At 73.3% G+C, this 17,356-nt stretch carries 16 protein-coding genes, 4 pseudogenes and 1 riboswitch; of the genes and pseudogenes, 9 read left to right on the top strand and 11 right to left on the bottom strand.

Annotation, left to right across the window (positions count from 1 at the left end; all coding sequences use genetic code 11):
• Positions 1–56 precede the first annotated feature (56 nt).
• The 7 genes from AB0P07_RS25525 to AB0P07_RS25495 form a co-directional block, all read right to left on the bottom strand.
• Positions 57–1,169, bottom strand: coding sequence for a substrate-binding domain-containing protein (locus tag AB0P07_RS25525; protein ID WP_365554446.1), 1,113 nt, complete (start codon positions 1,167–1,169; stop codon positions 57–59).
• 80 nt (positions 1,170–1,249) lie between these two features.
• Positions 1,250–1,570: a gas vesicle protein K gene (locus AB0P07_RS25520; protein WP_365554443.1), complete on the bottom strand. Its 321-nt coding sequence runs from the start codon at positions 1,568–1,570 to the stop codon at positions 1,250–1,252.
• Positions 1,567–1,737 carry a gas vesicle protein gene (locus AB0P07_RS25515; RefSeq protein WP_365554440.1) on the bottom strand — a complete coding sequence of 57 codons (171 nt, stop codon included), beginning with the start codon at positions 1,735–1,737 and terminating at the stop codon, positions 1,567–1,569. The genes AB0P07_RS25520 and AB0P07_RS25515 overlap by 4 nt, the downstream gene beginning before the upstream one ends.
• 62 nt (positions 1,738–1,799) lie before the next feature.
• A complete protein-coding gene (locus AB0P07_RS25510) occupies positions 1,800–2,453 on the bottom strand; it encodes a class I SAM-dependent methyltransferase (protein WP_365554437.1) in 654 nt (217 codons plus the stop codon).
• Between the two features lie 136 nt (positions 2,454–2,589).
• Positions 2,590–2,823: a hypothetical protein gene (locus AB0P07_RS25505; RefSeq protein WP_365554434.1), complete on the bottom strand. Its 234-nt coding sequence runs from the start codon at positions 2,821–2,823 to the stop codon at positions 2,590–2,592.
• Positions 2,824–2,864: 41 nt separating this feature from the next.
• Entirely contained in the window at positions 2,865–3,668 is an 804-nt protein-coding gene (locus tag AB0P07_RS25500) for an SDR family NAD(P)-dependent oxidoreductase (RefSeq protein ID WP_365554431.1), read from the bottom strand.
• Positions 3,669–3,793: 125 nt separating this feature from the next.
• The gene (locus AB0P07_RS25495; protein ID WP_365554428.1) at positions 3,794–4,378 is read right to left on the bottom strand and encodes a TetR/AcrR family transcriptional regulator; all 585 of its coding nucleotides are present in this window, start codon (positions 4,376–4,378) and stop codon (positions 3,794–3,796) included.
• A 111-nt stretch (positions 4,379–4,489) separates the two neighbouring features.
• Here AB0P07_RS25495 and AB0P07_RS25490 point away from each other — a divergent pair, with 111 nt between their 5' ends.
• The 3 genes and pseudogenes from AB0P07_RS25490 to AB0P07_RS25480 all read left to right on the top strand — a co-directional run bounded on the left by AB0P07_RS25490 (position 4,490) and on the right by AB0P07_RS25480 (position 8,601).
• Positions 4,490–5,503 carry a zinc-binding dehydrogenase gene (locus tag AB0P07_RS25490; RefSeq protein WP_365554425.1) on the top strand — a complete coding sequence of 338 codons (1,014 nt, stop codon included), beginning with the start codon at positions 4,490–4,492 and terminating at the stop codon, positions 5,501–5,503.
• A 76-nt stretch (positions 5,504–5,579) separates the two neighbouring features.
• A complete protein-coding gene (locus tag AB0P07_RS25485; RefSeq protein WP_365554422.1) occupies positions 5,580–7,685 on the top strand; it encodes a DUF1996 domain-containing protein in 2,106 nt (701 codons plus the stop codon).
• A gap of 329 nt (positions 7,686–8,014) precedes the next feature.
• Positions 8,015–8,601, top strand: a pseudogene (locus tag AB0P07_RS25480) (lytic polysaccharide monooxygenase auxiliary activity family 9 protein).
• 82 nt (positions 8,602–8,683) lie between these two features.
• Here AB0P07_RS25480 and AB0P07_RS25475 read toward each other — a convergent pair.
• Positions 8,684–8,791, bottom strand: a pseudogene (locus AB0P07_RS25475) (TerD family protein); the annotation flags it as partial.
• A gap of 70 nt (positions 8,792–8,861) precedes the next feature.
• On the opposite strand from AB0P07_RS25475, the pseudogene AB0P07_RS25470 reads away from it, so the two are divergent.
• The 6 genes and pseudogenes from AB0P07_RS25470 to AB0P07_RS25445 all read left to right on the top strand — a co-directional run.
• Positions 8,862–9,315 (top strand): annotated as a pseudogene (locus AB0P07_RS25470) (M48 family metalloprotease); the annotation flags it as partial.
• Between the two features lie 323 nt (positions 9,316–9,638).
• Positions 9,639–10,298, top strand: coding sequence for a fasciclin domain-containing protein (locus AB0P07_RS25465; protein ID WP_365554419.1), 660 nt, complete (start codon positions 9,639–9,641; stop codon positions 10,296–10,298).
• A gap of 59 nt (positions 10,299–10,357) precedes the next feature.
• Positions 10,358–10,544, top strand: a riboswitch (cobalamin riboswitch).
• 153 nt (positions 10,545–10,697) lie between these two features.
• Entirely contained in the window at positions 10,698–11,684 is a 987-nt protein-coding gene (locus AB0P07_RS25460) for an ABC transporter substrate-binding protein (protein ID WP_365554587.1), read from the top strand.
• Between the two features lie 56 nt (positions 11,685–11,740).
• Positions 11,741–12,745, top strand: coding sequence for an iron chelate uptake ABC transporter family permease subunit (locus AB0P07_RS25455; protein WP_365554585.1), 1,005 nt, complete (start codon positions 11,741–11,743; stop codon positions 12,743–12,745).
• Positions 12,742–13,515, top strand: a complete 774-nt coding sequence (locus AB0P07_RS25450; protein WP_365554416.1) for an ABC transporter ATP-binding protein — start codon at positions 12,742–12,744, stop codon at positions 13,513–13,515. Before AB0P07_RS25455 ends, AB0P07_RS25450 begins: the two co-directional genes overlap by 4 nt.
• Positions 13,516–13,583: 68 nt before the next feature.
• A pseudogene (locus AB0P07_RS25445) lies at positions 13,584–13,924 on the top strand (PP2C family protein-serine/threonine phosphatase); the annotation flags it as partial.
• Between the two features lie 203 nt (positions 13,925–14,127).
• Here AB0P07_RS25445 and AB0P07_RS25440 read toward each other — a convergent pair.
• The 3 genes from AB0P07_RS25440 to AB0P07_RS25430 all read right to left on the bottom strand — a co-directional run bounded on the left by AB0P07_RS25440 (position 14,128) and on the right by AB0P07_RS25430 (position 17,261).
• Positions 14,128–14,583: an NAD(P)H-dependent oxidoreductase gene (locus tag AB0P07_RS25440; RefSeq protein WP_365554413.1), complete on the bottom strand. Its 456-nt coding sequence runs from the start codon at positions 14,581–14,583 to the stop codon at positions 14,128–14,130.
• Between the two features lie 78 nt (positions 14,584–14,661).
• Positions 14,662–16,296, bottom strand: coding sequence for a ribosomal protection-like ABC-F family protein (gene abc-f / locus AB0P07_RS25435; RefSeq protein WP_365554410.1), 1,635 nt, complete (start codon positions 16,294–16,296; stop codon positions 14,662–14,664).
• 203 nt (positions 16,297–16,499) lie between these two features.
• On the bottom strand, positions 16,500–17,261 hold the full coding sequence (locus tag AB0P07_RS25430; protein ID WP_365554408.1) for an alpha/beta fold hydrolase: 762 nt from the start codon (positions 17,259–17,261) through the stop codon (positions 16,500–16,502).
• Between the last annotated feature and the right edge of the window lie 95 nt (positions 17,262–17,356).

Raw genomic sequence — 17,356 nt, 5'->3', positions numbered from 1 at the left:
CGCCCCGACCTAAACGGTCAATAGATCGATCAGAAGAAAATGAAACGCTCAAACGCTCATTCGCCAAGGGGTTCGGCCGGCCGGGCCGTCGACCCCCGCACCATCAGCCGCGGCAGCAGCTCGATCCGCCGGCCCGGCTGCCGGCTGCCGGGAGCCGCCTCGGACAGTCGCCGGAGCAGCAGTTCCGCCGCCGCATGACCGACCTCCGCCTTCGGCGGCGACACGGCCGTCAGCGGAGGCGAGGCAAGGCCGGCCACCACATCGTCGTACGCGACCACCGAGCAGTCCTCCGGCACCCGGACCCCCTCCGCCGCGAGCCGCTGGACGACCATCAGCGCGTCCACGTCGCCGTGCAGCACCATCGCGGTCGCTCCCACCTTGCGCATCAGCGCCGGCAGCTCCGCCGTCTCGTCCGCCGCATACGGCCCGTCGGCCCCGGCCTCCGGCGCGACCAGCGCCCATGCCCACCGCTCCACCAGCGGATGCGCCCCGGCGATCCCGGTGAAGGCCGCCCGCAGCGAGCGGGCGGTGGGGCTGTCGTGCCGGGTGGCGAAGACGACGCGCCGGTGACCGAGCCCCACCAGGTGCTCCACCGCCAGGTGCGCGCCGTACCAGTGGTCCGAGCAGACCGAGTCCAGGGCGTGCAGCGCGCTGCCGCGCCAGGGGCGGCGCTCCATCAGCACCGTCGGGACCCCGATCCCGGCCAGCCACTCGTGGTCGGCCTCCTCGTGGGCCCGGCCGCGCCAGCGCGGGGCGATCAGCAACCCGTCCGCGCCGTCCGACAGGGCCCGTTCCACCAGCGGGCGCTCCGCGCCGGACGCCTGCGGCGCGAGGTGCAGGGCCATGCGCACGCCGGCCCGCTCCAGGACCGTGCGCGCCCCGTGCAGGGTCTCGGTCAGGTACGAGTGCCGTACGGGAACCACCACGGCCACCCGGTCCCCGCCCGCCGGGGCCGGGTCGGGGGCGGCCGTCTCCCGGTCGGGCATCGTCGACCGCACGACCCCGTGGCCGCGGCTCAGCCGTCCCTCCCGCGTCAGCTCCTCCACGTCGCGGCGCACGGTGACCACCGAGACCTGCAACTCGGCGGCGAGGTCGCGCACCCGCGCGGTACCGCGTGCCTGGACCGACGCCAGTATCCGCTGGCGCCTGAGATCGACCGGCTCCCGCATCAGGCCTCCCCACCCGGGAATGTTCGTTTGAGCGATTCCGCGTCATCATAACGATCGCTCGCGCCGGGTGCCCGGGTCTTTCACCACCCCTGGGGATCCGGGTCGGCCAGGAGGGGGCCCAGCGGGCCGAGGTCGAGGTTCAGGTCGGAACGGCTCAGGCCGTGCTGGGCGCACAGGTCGTCCATGCGCTCGTCGAGCAGCATCAGCGCCGTGCCGAGCCGGTCCTCCTGCTCCGCGCTCAGCGTCCCCTCGTCGAAGCGGCGCACGGCCTGGCGTTCCATGAGCTGGCGCAGCACTTCCACCACGGTGAGGACCAGCGCGGCCAGGTCGTTCGTAACCCGCTCGGGGTCCGGATCCAGGGCGTGGGCGGTACCGGCGGCGTGGGCCCGGGGCGCGGTCACAGGGGCCCGCTGTCCGGCCAGGGGGCGGGCACCCGCTCGTTCACCGACGACAGCAGCGCGTGCAGGGAGATCCGCACCAGCGGCACGTCCGCGACGGCCAGGACCAGATCGCCGCTGACCACCACGCCGGTCGCCGGCACCCGGTCCAGCAGGTCGACCAGGGGCACGCCGACCGGTGCGTACGGCTCCGCGCCGCCCTGACCGCGGACCCCGTTCCGCGCGTGCGCAGTTACCCCATCCAGGGCTGCCCCGGGCGCCGGCAGTGCAGGAAGAGGTGTGGCTCCGGCCGGGCGTCCGGGTGGGCCGGGGTGAACATCGACGCCTCCTGCGCCAGCACCTCCAGGCCCGCCTCCTCGATCAGGACGACGAGCTCCTGCGCGGGGAAGCTGGTGACGCGCACCGGCTGGCCCATGAAGGTGGCGTCTACGCCGTCCACGTCCAGCGGCACGGTGGCCAGGACCAGATAGCCCTCCGGTTTCAGCAGCCGAGCCAGCCGCCGTACGAGATCCGTCTGCTCGCGCCGGTCCAGCTGAAGCAGCGAGAAGTACACGCAGACGGCGTCGAACGAGGCGTCCGCGAGCGGTACGTCACGGACGTCGGCGCACTGGAAGGTGGCGCCCGGCACCTGCCGCGCGGCCAGCTCCACCATGACGGGGGAGATGTCGATGCCCAGCACCGCGTGCCCGGCGTTCGCGAGGGTCTCGGCGGTGGGACGGCCCGTGCCGCTGCCCACGTCCAGCACCCGGCTGCCCGGCGCGAGCCGCGCCAGCAGCCACTCCAGTGAGCGGCGGTGCGTCTTCGACCCGGCGAACGCCTTCTCGTACTCGGCGCCCAGCGCGTCGAACGCGGCGGCGGCCCGTGGGCGTTCGCGGTCGTCGGTCACGACGTTCCCTTCGGTGCGGTGAGCCGGTGCCCGGGCATCGTTCCACCGGGAACGAGCCGCCGACAAGGGGCCCTTCGGGCGACACCTGCCCGTCGGTGACCGTCCTCGAGCCGCCCGGGCGCGGCCCGTCACCCAGTCAGGCGATCCGGTGCTCGACGAACCGCTTCGGCCGGCGGCCCACCGCATGCGGTGTCGCACCGAGTTGGGCGGCCACGCCCTTGTTCGACGCGCCACTCGCGCAGGCCGGAATGATCCGGCACCGCAAAGCCCACGCCTGCGGAGTGGAGCGGCGCCGCACCCATCCCTCCAGCGCTGCCCGCTCCTCATCCGTCAGGACCAACTCGGCCTTCGGCCGCCCAGTACGTGCCACCAGGCAACCCTGTACATGTGGACAGTTCTCGACTCAGAAGACTAGCGGCCCTGGCCGTCGTCCTGCGCCGTGCCCGGCTCGGCCATCCGGCGGTGCACGGCCGCCTTGACGCGGTCGGGCAGCACCTTGTCGGCCACTCCCTGCGCCTTGGTCTTCGCCGAGCCGGTGACCAGCTTGCCGCGCCCCTTCATGACGGCGTCGAACGCCTGCCGGGCCACCTGTGCCGGGTCGTCCTTCGGCATGGTGCCGACCTTGGTGTCCGTCATGCCGGCCCGCCGGAAGAAGTCGGTCTCCGTCGGCCCCGGCATGAAGGAGGTGACCGTGACACCGGTGTCCCCCACCTCCTCCTGCAGCGCCTGCGCGAAAGACTGCACGAACGACTTCGACGCGTTGTAGACGGACTGGAAGGAGCCCGGCATCGTCGCCGCGACCGACGACGTGAACATGAGCCGCCCCACCCCGCGCGCCACCATGTCCCGCAGGATCGGCTTGGTGAGCCGCACGGTCGACGACACGTTGAGGTCGATGACGGACTGGTCGTCCGCGAGGCCGGTGTCGACGAAGGCGCCGCCCTGTCCCACCCCGGCGTTGAGGGCCGCCACGTCCACCGTGAGTCCCGTCAGGGCGGCGACCAGGTGGTCCACGCCCTCGGGTCGCCGGAGGTCCGCGCGTACGGCCCGTACCTCCACGCCGGTCTCCCGCAGCCGCCCGGCGGCGTGCTCCAGCCGTTCGTCCTCGGCGTTGACCACGAGGTCGTAGCCGTGCTCCGCGAACAGCGCGGCGAGTTCGTACCCGATGCCGCTGGAGGCCCCGGTGACCAGGGCGAGCGGCCTGCTGCCGTCCATGGTTCCTCCGTCCTCGGCGCACCCGCGCCCCTGAGGCCCGCCGGGTTCCCCCGCTTCCGGCCTTCACGTCTGCGCGGTCCGATCCCGGTCTTCACGTCACCGCGGTCCGGCACCGGCCGGCGCGCTCACCGCGGACGGGCGCCGGTCAGGGCCAGGTCCACCAGGCCCCGTACGAGTACGTCGTCCAGCGGTGCGCCGCTGAGCAGCACCCGCATGAACAGCGGGCCGCTCACCGCCTCGATCAGCAGCCCGGGAGCGGTGTCCGCCGCCAGCTCGCCCCGTTCGACGCCCCGCCGGACCATCACGACGGCGCGGTCGAGACGCTCGCTCCAGTAGGGGCCGCGCCGGTCCTCCAGGGTGTTGTCGTGCTCGACGCTCAGTCGCAGCAGCGCCCGGCCCTGCGGGGTGGCGAGGAGCCGGGCCAGGGCGGAGAAGAACGCCAGCAGGTCGTCCCGGACCCGCCCGGTGTCCGGGACCGGCAGTGCGGCGTCCAGCTCCGTGGTCAGCGCGTCCAGGATCAGGTTCTCGCGCGTGCCCCACCGCCGGTACACCGAGGTCTCGTGCACCCCGGCCGCCCGGGCCACCGCTCCGACGGTCGCGCCCGCCAGGCCCTGGCTCGACAGCAGGTCCACCGCGGCGGCCAGCACCGCCTGCCGCATCCGCTCCCCGCGGCGGCGCAGGGGCGGGGCGACGGGTTCCGGTGAGCTCATCGGACCAGCGTAAAGCAAGTCCTCCTGCGTTGGGTGTACGGTTAACGCAAGCCGACCTGCGATGGACCGCTGGGGGCCGTCCAGGTCGCCGCCGCACCGAGGAGGTCCGCCATGGCACAGATGCTCGCCGCCCGTCTGCACGTCCCGAGCCGCACCCTGCGACTCGAAGAGGTGCCCCGTCCGCAGCCCGGCCCGGGGGAGGTGCTGGTCAAGGTCGAGGCCGCCGGCGTCTGCCTGTCCGACGTGCACCTCATCGACGGCACGCTCACTCCGCTGCTCCTCCGGGGCGACACGGTCACCCTCGGCCACGAGGTCTCCGGCACCGTCGCCGAGACCGGGGCGGGCGTCACCGCCCGGTCGCCCGGACAGCGGGTCGTACTGCACGCCGGCGAGATGCGCGACGGCGTCACCTACACCCGCGGCGTCGACTACGACGGCGGCTGGGCCGAGTACGCCCTGTCCGCCGCCGACGCCATGACGGCGCTGCCCGACGCCATCCCCTTCGAGCAGGGCGCGATCATCCCGGACGCCGTGTCCACCCCGTGGGGCGCGATCACCGAGACCGGCGCGGTCCGGCCCGCCGAGGCGGTGGGCGTGTGGGGCGTCGGCGGCCTCGGTGTGCACGCCGTGCAGCTGCTCCGGGTGATCGGCGCCTGCCCCGTCGTCGCCGTCGACCCCAATCCGGTCGCCCGAGAACGCGCCCTGGCCGCGGGCGCCGACCTCGCCCTGGACTCCGCCGACCCCGAGCTGCGGCAGACGGTCCGTGCGGTCACCGGAGGCGCGGGGCTCGCCGCCGCCTTCGACTTCGCGGGCGTGCCGCCGGTACGCGAGCAGGCGGTCTCCGTCCTCGCGCCCAAGGGGCGGCTGGTCCTGGTGGGCCTGACCGACAAGCCGCTCACCGTCACGGACGGGACCCGCTTCAGCTACCTGCAGCAGCGCGTCCTCGGCCACTACGGCTCCGACATGCCGGTGGCCCTGCCGCAGCTCCTGCGGCTGATCCAGGGCGGGCGGCTGGACTTCTCCGGTTCCGTCAGCGGAGTGCTGCCGCTCACCGAGGCCGCCGAAGCGGTCGCCCGGCTGGAGAAGAAGGAGGACGACCCGATCCGGCTGGTCCTGCGCCCGTGAGGTGAGGGAAACCTGAGAATTCCAGGGGCGGTTGAACGCTCCGGCCCCCGGTTCCGTATGGAGCCGGGGGCATTTCATGCCCGAGTCCGTCACGACACAGGAGCACGCCTTGGGACACAACAGGCGCAGACGCCCGACCCGGGCGCGGCGCGCGACCTTCGCAGCGGTCGCGCTGATACTGGGGGGCGGCGGCCTGGTGGCCGTGAACGTCTTCGCCTCCGCGACGGAGTCCGGCAACGCCGCCGTCCCCCTGGGCAGTTCCGGAGTCGCGGCCACCGTCGACTGCCCCGACCCGACCGAGCGGCTCACGGCCGTTCCGGAGCAGGCGCGGCCCGAGGTCGACACCGAACTCGCCCACCTCGACGAGCAGGTGGCCGCCGCCTACCGACAGCTCCAGGAGGCCGCCCGCACCGCGGACGACGGCACCCTCGACGAGGGCGCGATCCTCGACCCCCTGAAGAGGGAGCGCACGGCGACGATCGAGCGCATCGCCGCCGCCGTCGACGAGGCCGGCGACCGCCCGAAAGGCCTGGACACCCTGGCCGAGTGCACCCTGCGCCGCACCGAGATCGCGTCGACCGCCGCGGGGAGCGGCAGCCCGGACCAGCGAGGCCGGGGGGAGCAACCGGGGCAGGGCCAGGGCCAGGAACAGGGTCGGGAGAACGGCAAGGGGGAGCAGGCCGGCGACGGACAGCAGCCGCCCGGCAACGGCGGGCAGGCGGGCAATGGCCCGGTGGCCGCGGACTACGTCGACATCAAGTCCGTGCAGCCCAACGCCGTACGGGCGCCCCGGCAGCGCAACGCCTCGACCGGCTCCTTCGCCACCAGCTGCGGAGTCAACGCCGAGGGCCTGTTCAACTCGGACAACCTGATCGCCGCCCCCGGCGTCGGCAACGGCGCCCACCACTTCCACGACTACGTCGGCAACCAGGCCAACAACGCCTTCGCGAGCGACGAGGACCTGGCCGCAGGCGACACCAGCTGTGCCGACCAGGGCGACAAGTCCTCGTACTACTGGCCCGTGCTGCGCCTCCAGAACGGCACCGTCGAGCAGGACGCCCAGTCACCCGGCGGCGGCGTCGAGGGCAACGCCGGCGAGATCGTCACGCCCGCGGAGGTCACCCTGACGTTCGAGGGCAACGAGCGCGGCAAGGTCACCGGGATGCCGCGGCTGCTGCGCATCATCACCGGCGACGCCAAGGCGTTCGTCAACGGCGACACCAACGCGAACGCGTCCTGGAGCTGCACCGGCTTCGAAGACCGGCAGCTGAAGGACAAGTACCCGCTCTGCCCCACGGGCAGCGGCGTGGTGCGCACCTTCACCTTCCAGAGCTGCTGGGACGGGCGCAACATCGACAGCGCCAACCACCGCACCCACATGGCCTTCGCCGCCGACGACGGCAGCTGCCCGGAGGGGTTCCGGCCCGTTCCGCGGCTGGTGCAGCGGGTCGTGTACGACGTGGCCGCGCCGAGTCTCGCGGACGGGGGCAGGACCGTGCCGCTGTTCGCCGTGGACTCCTTCCCCGAGCAGCTGCACAAGCCGGTCACCGACCACAGCGACTTCATCAACGTGTTCGACGAGGACCTGATGCGCGAGATGGTCGAGTGCATCAACTCGGGCCGCGAGTGCGGAGGGGACACACCCCCGGGGCCCGAGCCGGGCGAGGGCGAGGAGCAGCCCGGCGGCGACGACGACGGGCAGACCGCCGAGCCCCCGGCCGAGCAGACCGCCACGGCCTCGGCACCCGTGGACGACGGGAAGGACGAGGGCAGGGGCCCCGCCCAGGGCCAGGACGACGGGAGGAACGACGGCAAGGCTCCCGCCCAGGGCCAGGACGACGGCAAGGACGACGAGCGGCCCGGCCGTGACGAGACCGCGCCCCCGGCCACCGGGGCGCAGGACGCGGGCGCCTCCGCGAGCGCCGAGCCCAGGGCCGCGACGACGCAGGCCGACGCCCCGAGCGACGTGAGCGGCGCCGGGGCCGCACCGGAGAAGACCGGCAACACGGGCGACAGCGGCAACGGGGGCGGCTCCGGTGCGGCGTCCGCACCGCAGGCGCAGGCGCAGGGCGGGCTCGCCGAGACGGGCTCCGGGCTCGGACTGTGGCCCGCGGCGGTCGGAGGCGTGCTCTTCGCCGGCGGATGTGTCCTGCTGGTCCGTTCCAGGCGACGTGCGCTGTGACGGCTGTCGCGGCGGCATGACCGACGGTGGGCGGGGGGTGGCTTCCCCGCCCACCCGTCGGGTCGACATGCGCCGAGGCGTCGAACACGCCACCGCGCCGCGAGAACTGGCTCATTCGGGATGTTGCCAACCTCTTTTACCCGGGCGCAGCCTGTTCTGCGACGCTTTGGGAGCGCTCCCATCGGCGTCTGCGAAAGTCCAGTGCTGTCCCCCCACGCGAAAGAAGGGCATTCACGACGTGTCATGATCGCATCAATCGTGAGCCTGCCCGAAGGGCCCGCCGGGCGACGACTCTCGTCCTCGGCACCCTGACGGCGGCCCTGCTCACCATGATCCCCTGGAGCGGCACCGCCGTCGCCCACGGCTCGGTCGTCGACCCCCCCGCAACTACGGCTGCTGGGAGCGCTGGGGCGACGACTTCCAGAACCCGGCCACGGCCGACGAGGACCCCATGTGCCGGCAGGCGTGGCAGGACAACCCGAACGCCATGTGGAACTGGAACGGTCTGTACCGCAACGGCTCGGCGGGCAACTTCGAGGCCGTGGTCCCCGACGGCCAGCTCTGCAGCGGCGGCCGGACCGAGAGCCGACGCTACAACTCCCTCGACGCGGTGGGCCCCTGGCAGACCACGGACGTCGCCGACGACTTCACCGTCAAGCTCTACGACCAGGCAAGCCACGGCGCCGACTACTTCCTGGCCTACGTCACCAAGCAGGGCTTCGGCCCCGCCACCCAGGCCCTGACCTGGGACAGCCTTCAGCAGGTCGCCCGGACGGGCAGTCACGCGCCCAGCCAGAACTACGAGATCCCGGTGGGCACCTCGGGGTTGAGCGGCCGGCACGTCGTCTACACGATCTGGCAGGCGTCGCACATGGACCAGACGTACTTCCTGTGCAGCGACGTCGACTTCGGCTGACCCGAGCCGCCCCGTCCCCACCCCCGCCGGGCGCGCCGCGCCCGGCGGGGACACCCGTCGTACCACCGGCCGGGGTGCCGGATCAGACGTTGACGCCGAAGTCCGCGGCGATGCCCGCGAGACCCGAGGCGTAGCCCTGTCCGACCGCGCGGAACTTCCACTCGGCGCCGTGCCGGTACAGCTCGCCGAAGCCCCGAAGCCCCGAAGCCCCGAAGCCCCGAAGCCCCGAAGCCCCGAAGCCCCGAAGCCCCGAAGCGGGGGAGCGGCGCGCCCTGTTCGCCCACGAACGCGCTCATCTCGCCGCACGGCACCACCGCTACCTCCTCGCCGTCCGGCTCGCCGCGCTGGCCAACCCGTTCCTGCGCCCCCTGCGCACGGCCGTGTCCTACACGGCGGAGCGGTGGGCGGACGAGGCGGCCGCACGGGCGGTCGGTGACCGGCGCGCCGTGGCGACCGCGATCGGCAAGGCGGCCCTCGTCTCTCGCGGCACCCCCGTCGCCACCCTCGCCGGTCTCGCGGCGCCCGGCCCGGTGCCCCGCCGGGTGGCCGCCCTGCTGCGGCCCCGCTCCCGGCGTGCGCACCTGGCCCCCGGTGTTCACGTCGGTGGGCCTGGCGGCCTGGGCCGCGGCCGCCGGAACCGCCGTCTCGGCGATGTCGTCCGCGAACGCCGCCGTCACCATGTTCCTCATCCTGCGGGCCGCGACGCCGTTCTGAGCACCCCTTACTCCTTGACGGGCGATGGTGAGGAACCCCGCAGGTCACAGAGGCGTTGGTGAAATTTCCTCACTCGATCGGGTGAGGAAGCAATCCGGGCCGGGATCTGCTCCGGATTCCCCGTGTGAGGGAAGAACCGAGACCGTACCGACAACGGACCGCCGACTGACCCCGGACCCGGGTCGGCCGGCCACCACGTGAACGGCACCGCGTACTCGGCGGACCGCCGCACACCACCTCGGTTACGCACCACCACTTCAGTTCCGGATCACGACTTCGCGCCAACGCAGCCTTCGCGCTGCCTGTTATCAGGGAGATTCTCCATGAACGCCCGTATCCGTCGCTCCGCCGTCGCCGTCGTCGCGGCCGCCGTCCTGCCCCTGTCCCTGGCCGCCTGTTCCGACGACGGCGACAGCGGTTCCTCGGACTCCGCGCAGGCCGCCTCCTCGGCCCCCGCGGCTGCCGACGACCAGTCGGCCGACACGTCCGGCGGCACGGCGGACTCCGACGAGCCCTTCGGCCCGGCCTGCTCCACGGTGCCGAAGGAGGGCGCCGGGTCGTTCGACGGCATGGCCAAGGACCCGGTCGCCACGGCCGCCTCGAACAACCCGGCCCTGTCCACACTGGTGTCCGCGGTGAAGAAGGCCGGTCTGGTCGACACGCTCAACAACGCCGAGAACCTCACGGTGTTCGCGCCCACCAACGACGCCTTCGCCAAGATCCCGAAGGCCGACCTGGACAAGGTGCTCAACGACAAGGCGATGCTCACCGACATCCTGACCTACCACGTCGTCGGCCAGAAGCTCGCGCCCGAGGACCTGGAGAACGGCTCCTTCGAGACGCTGCAGAAGTCCAAGCTGACCACCTCGGGCTCGGACGAGTCCTACACGGTCAACGACTCCGCCAAGGTCGTCTGCGGCAACGTGAAGACAGCGAACGCCAACGTGTACATCGTCGACACCGTCCTCATGCCCAAGAGCTGACACACGACCCCGGGGGGCGGGTCGGGCAGTGGCCCGCCCCCGGCGCGGCGGGGGCGCTGTGGTAGCTTGCGCAAGCCAGTCGAACCCACCTGGTGGGTCAGGGAATCCGGTGCGAATCCGGAACTGACGCGCAGCGGTGAGGGGGACGGGCGGGACACGGGCCACTGTGCGGCGTACGCCGTGCGGGAAGGCGTTCCGTCCGGTCGAACCCGAGTCCGAAGACCTGCTGGCACCCGTGCCGCGTGCGGCGCGGGCCGCACCGTACGGACGGGCTTCGCGCATGAGCCCTCGACGCCAGAGGATCCTTCCTTGCCCGCAGCACCCCCCGTCGCCCCTCGGCGCCTTTTCCCTTCCCACCGTGCCCCGCGCGGCCCCGTACTGCTCCTGGCCGGCGCCCTGCTGGCCGTCGGCTGCGGCTCCGGCGCGGCCGGCGACGACCCGGCCGCCCGGGCCGACGCCGCCGGTTATCCACGCACCGTCCACGACTGCGGCCACGACGTCCGGGTCGACGCGCCGCCGCGCCGGGCCGTCTCCCTCAACCAGGGCACCACGGAGATCCTGCTCTCGCTCGGCCTCGCCGACCGCATGGCGGGCACCGCCACCTGGACCGACCCGGTCATGAAGGGACTGGAGAAGGCGAACGCCGGTGTCCCCCGGCTCGCCGACGACATGCCGTCCTTCGAGACGGTCCTGGACGCCGAACCCGACTTCGTCGCCGCCTCCTTCGCCTCCACTCTCGGCACCGGCGGCGTGGCCACCCGCGAACGGTTCACCGAACTCGGCGTACCGGCCTACCTGTCCCCGTCCGACTGCGCCGGCAAGGACAACAGCGGCGACGGCGACGGCGTCCGGTCCGAGGCCCTGAGCATGGACACCGTCTACGGCGAAGTCCGCGACCTGGCACGCCTCTTCGACGTCGAGCAGCGCGGCGAGAAGCTCGTCGCCGAGCTCGAATCCAGGGTGGCCAAGGCGACAGCCGGCATCGACGCCTCCGGTGTCAGCCTCATGTACTGGTTCGCCAACTCCACCTCGCCCTACCTCGCGGGCTGCTGCGGCGCCCCCGGCGTCATCACCCGCGCGGTCGGCGCCAGGAACGCCATGGACGACACCCACGAGGAATGGCCGCAGGCCGGCTGGGAGACCGTCGCCGACCGGGACCCCGACGTGCTGGTCCTCGGCGACCTCACCCGCAGGTCGCAGACGGCCGAGACGGCCGCGAGGAAGATAGAGTTCCTGGAGTCCGACCCCGTGACCAGGAATATGACCGCCGTTCGCGAGAAACGCTACGTGCTGCTCAGCGGGCAGGCCATGAACCCCACCATCCGTACCGTCGAGGGCGTGGAGCAGGTGGCGGCGGCGCTGCGCGAGTTCGGGCTCGCCAAGTGACGTCCGCGAGCCGGGCCGACTCCGTCCCCGGCACAGGCGCGGCCCGCCGTGCCCCTCTGGCGTGGGCGGCGGCCGGGGGCGTCGCGCTGTGCGCCTCCGTGGCCGTCGCCGTCACCATCGGCCCGGCGGACATCGGCGTCGCCGACGTGTGGTCCGTGATCGCCGCCCACCTCGGCGCCGGCACCACCGCCGGGGACGTGTCGCCGATCCGCGACGGCATCGTCTGGGACCTGCGGCTGCCCCGCACCCTCCTCGCGGCGGTGTGCGGCGCCGGACTCGCCGTGTGCGGGGCCGTGCTCCAGTCCCTGCTGCGCAACCCGCTCGCCGACCCCTTCGTCCTCGGCGTCTCCTCCGGCGCATCGACCGGCGCCGTCCTGGTCGTCGTGCTCGGCGTGGGCGGCGGCGCGCTGTCCGTCCCCGGCGGGGCGTTCATCGGCGCGGTCTGTTCCTTCGCGCTGGTGATGCTGCTCAGCCACAGCCTCGGCGGCACCACGGACCTGGTGGTCCTCGCGGGCGTGGCGGCGATGCAGTTGTTCTCCGCGCTCACCTCCTTCGTGGTCATGACCGCCGCCGACGCCGAGACCACCCGCGGCGTGCTGTTCTGGCTGCTCGGCTCGCTCGGCGGCGCGGGCTGGAGCGACGTGTGGACCACCGCCGCGGTCCTGGTACTGGTCCTCGCCGTGTGCCTCGGATACGCCAGGACCCTGGACGCCTTCGCCTTCGGCCAGGACGCGGCGGCCGCACTCGGCGTCCACGTGGCCCGCACCCGGCTGGTGCTGCTGTGCGCCACCGCCCTGCTCACCGCCGCCCTGGTCGCGTCGGCCGGCGCCATCGGCTTCGTCGGGCTGGTGCTGCCGCACGCGGTGCGGGGACTCACCGGCCCCGGACACGCCCGGCTGCTGCCGGTCTGCGCGCTCGCCGGCGCCGTGTTCCTGGTGTGGGTCGACACCCTGGCCCGTACCGTCCTCGAACCCCAGGAGGTCCCGGTGGGCGTGGTGACCTCGCTGATCGGTGTGCCGGCCTTCGTGCTCGTGCTGTACCGCACCCGGAGGGCACGGTGACCCTGAACGCCGAGCGGGTCTCCCGCACCACCGGTGGCCGGCTGATCCTGGACGGCGTCGACCTGAGCCCGCGCACCGGTACCATGACCGGGCTGCTCGGGCCCAACGGCTCCGGCAAGTCCACCCTGTTGCGGCTGCTCGCCGGCGTCCTCGCCCCGACCTCCGGCCTCGTCACCCTCGACGGGCGCCCCCTGGACCGGGTGGGCCGGGGGGACGTCGCCCGGCGCGTCGCCGTGGTGGAGCAGCAGACGGACACCCAGGTGGAACTGACGGTCCGGGACGTCGTCCGGCTCGGCCGCATCCCGCACCGCCGCGCCTGGGCACCGGCGTCGGCGGCGGACGAGGACGCGGTGACAAACGCCCTGGACCGCACCGGTCTGACGGGCCGGGCGGGCCGCCTCTGGCACACCCTCTCCGGCGGCGAACGCCAGCGCGTCCAGATCGCCCGCGCCCTCGCCCAGCAGCCGCGCGAACTCCTGCTCGACGAACCGACCAACCACCTCGACATCCAGCACCAGCTGGACGTGCTGGCCCTCGTAGCCGCCCTGCCCGTCACCAGCGTGGTGGCCCTGCACGACCTCAACCTCGCCGCGACGTACTGCGACCACCTCGTCGTCCTCTCGGAGGGACGGGTCGTGACCTGCGGCGAACCGGCGCAGGTCCTGACGGCGGACCTGGTCGCGAAGGTCTACCGCGTCGACGCCGAGATCACCCCCGCCGGCCCGGCCGGCCGCCCGCACGTGCGCTTCCTGGGCACGCTGCGGGGCTAGGAGCTGTACGGGCGATCATGCGACCGTCCGGGTCTGGGCCGCTGTGGTCATGGGGCGCCCCCTGCCCCCTGCGCGCCGCGGCCGTGCACCACCCGGGCCCGGTCGCCGCGCTGACGATCCTCAACCAGGTGCTCCACGAGCGCTGCGGCGGGAGTGACCCGCGCTACTGCACCGTCATCCTCGGCACGCTGGAACCGGACGCCGCGTCCGGGAAGGTCACCGTCCGACTCGCCTCGGGCGGCCACCCGCCGGCCCTGGTCCTGCGCGCCGACGACACGGCCGACTTCCTGACCGCGCCGGACGGCCCCCTTGTCGGCATCCTGCTGCCCACGGCTCGTTCGTCATCGCCACGACGGTCCTCGGCCCCGGGGACACTCTTTTTCTGTACACCGACGGCCTGACCGACGCACCAAGCCACTCCATGACCTGGCGCGTGATCGGAGCGTCCGGACCCTCTGCCGCGCGGCGCTGAAGCGGGCCGCACGGGAGGCGGAGCCGACAGGCCGTCTGTGCCTCCGCCCCATGACCACAACGACGACCCAGACACGGACGGTCGCACGATCGCCCGAACGGCTCCTGAAAGCGCGGTTGCGAGCGGCCGCTCGGGCGGGCTCAGTCGTCCGTCAGACCGGCGGCGAGCGTGGCCCCCAGCTCCCAGCAGGCCTCCAGGTCGGCCTTGCCGGGCTCACCGGCCACGCTCACCGCGGGCGCCGCACGCTGCCAGCCGAGACCGGTCGTGACCGACTCGATGCCGCGCACCGCGCCCGTGGTGTCGCTGCCCCCGTGCACCCAGTATCCGAAGGGGCGGCCGCGCGTCTCGTCCAGACAGGGGTAGTAGACCTGGTCGAAGAAGTGCTTGAGCGCGCCCGACATGTAGCCCAGGTTGGCCGGGGTGCCCAGCAGGAAGCCGTCCGCCTCCAGCACGTCGACGGCCGTGGCCGCCAGCGCCGCCCGCCGGACCACCCGTACCCCCTCGATCCCGGGCGCGGTCGCCCCGGACACGACGGATTCCAGCATCGCCCGACAGTTCGGCGACGGCGTGTGATGCACGATCAGCAAAGTGGCCACACCGGCAGCCTGCCGCCCGGCACCCCCCGACCGCAAACGGACACGATGGCGCCCGCGAGGTCTGCCCCCGCCGGCGCCCTACTCCTCGGGTGCCCCCGTCTCCGTCAGTTCGCCGTCGGCCAGCCGCAGCCAGCGGCCGACGCCGATCTCGCGCAGGAACCGCCGGTCGTGACTGACGACCACGAACGCACCCCGGTAGGAGTTCAGGGCGCTCTCCAGCTGGCCCACGCCGACCAGGTCGAGGTTGTTCGTCGGCTCGTCCAGGAGCAGCAGGTGCGGGGCCGGCTCCGCGCACAGCACACAGGCCAGCGTGGCCCGCAACCGCTCGCCGCCCGAGAGGAGGCCGACGGGCAGATGGGCGCGGGCACCTCGGAAGAGGAAGCGCGCGAGGAGGTTCATCCGCTCGGCCTCCGGCCGGTGTGGGGCGTAGGCCGTGAAATTCTCGGCGACGGTGCGTTCCTCGTCGAGCAGGTCGAGCCGCTGCGAGAGGTACGCGACGCGCCCGTCGGCACGCCGGATGTCGCCGCCCTCCGGATCCAGGTCGCCGTCGAGGAGCCGCAGCAGCGTGCTCTTGCCCGCACCGTTGGCCCCGGTCAGCGCGATCCGCTCGGGCCCCCGGACCGTCAGGTCGACGCCCGCCCCGGCGAACACCTCCCGCTCGCCGAGCCGGACCCGGAGCCCCTGACCCAGGAAGAGGGTGCGTCCCGCGGGGACGTCGGTCTCCGGCAGGTCCAGCACGATGCGCTGTTCCTCGCGCAGCGAACGCTCCGCCTCGTCCAGCCGTGCCTTCGCCTCACCGACCCGGTTGGCATGGGTCTGGCCCGTCCGGCCCGCGGCCTCCTGAGCCCCGCGCTTCATGTTGCCCGCGAAGATGCGGGGCAGCCCGGCGTTCTTGAGGTTGCGGGCCGCGTTGCTCGCCCGCCGGTCGGCGCGCTCGCGGGCCTGTTGCAACTCCCGCTTCTCCCGCTTCAGCTCCTGCTCGGCGTTGCGGACGTTCTTCTCGGCGACCTCCTGCTCAGCACGGACCGCCTCCTCGTACGCGGTGAAGTCACCGCCGTAGAAGCGCAGTTCGCCGCGGTCCAGTTCGGCGATGCGCTCCATGCGGTCGAGCAGCTCGCGGTCGTGGCTGACCAGCAGCAGGCAGCCGCTGTAGTCCATCAGCACGTCCTGGAGCCTGCCGCGGGCGTCCGAGTCGAGGTTGTTGGTGGGCTCGTCGAGGAGGAGTACGTCGGGCCGCTTCAGCAGTTGGGCGGCGAGCCCGAGGGAGACGATCTGCCCACCGCTCAGCGTGCTCAGCCGCCGGTCCAGCGTCAGTGTGCCGAGACCGAGACGGTCGAGCTGGGCACGGGTGCGCTCCTCGATGTCCCAGTCGTCACCGATGGTGGTGAAGTGCTCCTCGGCCACGTCTCCGGACTCCACGGCGTCGATGGCCCGGACCACGGCGTCGACGCCGAGGACCTCGGCCACGGTGAGGCCGCCCGTCAGCGGGAGGGCCTGCGGCAGATGGCCCAGGACGCCGGAGACCGTCACGGAGCCCGCGGTGGGCCGCAGCTCACCGGCGATCAGTTTCAGCAGGGTGGACTTGCCGGCCCCGTTGGGGGCCACGAGACCCGTACGGCCCGGGCCCACGGTGAACGACAGGTCCTCGAAGACGGGTGTGTCGTCGGGCCAGGAGAAGGACAGCTGGGAGCAGCGCAGAACGGCGTCGGACATGGAAACGACCTCGTGGGGACGAGGGGCAGGAGACAGACCTCTGCCCGGAGCGGAAGACACGAAAAAGCGAACGACGAGGAGGCCACTGCGGCGGCGTTCACCAACGCCCGCTGCGGCCTACCGGAACCGGATCTCACCCGGAGATGTCGTCGTCACCCACCATGTCCGCCACTCCTCACCGCACGATCAACGTCTCCACCAGCCTAACAGCCGGGCTCCCGCACCGGTCCGGGCGCCGGGTCGGCCGGGGTGCGCGGTGCGGTGTGGAGCACCGGCGGTTCGGCCGCGGCGAGGGCCCGGACGAACGGCTCGCAGGGCGTCGTCTGCGGGGCGAGCAGGTGGGTGACGGCCGCGGTCGCGGTGCGGTGCCACAGGGTGGGCAGGCGGAGCATGGCGTGGTCGCCGTTCGCCACGAGCAGCATGCCCGCCCGGGCCCCGGCGGCGCGGGCCCGCACGATGTACGCCGCGGACTCGGGGGGGTCGGTGACGCGGTCGCGGTCACCGTGCAGGACGAGCACCTCCCGGTCCCGCAGCTGGGCGACGGGCTCGCCCGGCGGACACCACGGCGCAAGGGCCACCACGCCGCACACCCGGTCGGCGCCCGCCGCACGCAGGGCCGCCCGGCCGCCCATGGAGTGGCCGAGCAAGATCACCGGCACGTCACCGACGAGGGCGCGCAGCTCCGCGAGGGCACGCCGGGTGTCCCGCAGCGGCTCGGCGGCGGTGCCGTTCCAGCCGCGGCTGCGATAGCGCACCTGGCCGAGAAGCACGTCGTCGCGAACGGTGGCCGCTTCCACTGCCCGCAGGAACGGGCGCATCCGCAGCGCCGCGAGCTGCCAGGGCCGTGCGGCGCCGCGACTCACCGCCCGGCCGCCGTGCAGCACGAGCACCGCCGCGCGGGCCCGGTCCGGCCGGCGCCGCACCCGAAGCGCCCCAGCCGTCGACGGATCGTCCTCAGTGCTCATGCCGGTCCCTTTCCCTCTGCTGCCGTGCCCTGCCCGCCTCAGATGATCCGTTGCCGCGCCGCTCCCGGACTGGTGGTCCTCCAAGCCGCCCGCGA

The organism is Streptomyces sp. NPDC085944, from assembly GCF_040686295.1.
GTDB classification, from domain to species: Bacteria; Actinomycetota; Actinomycetes; order Streptomycetales; family Streptomycetaceae; genus Streptomyces; species Streptomyces salinarius.
This window is presented reverse-complemented; position numbering and strand designations above follow the sequence as displayed.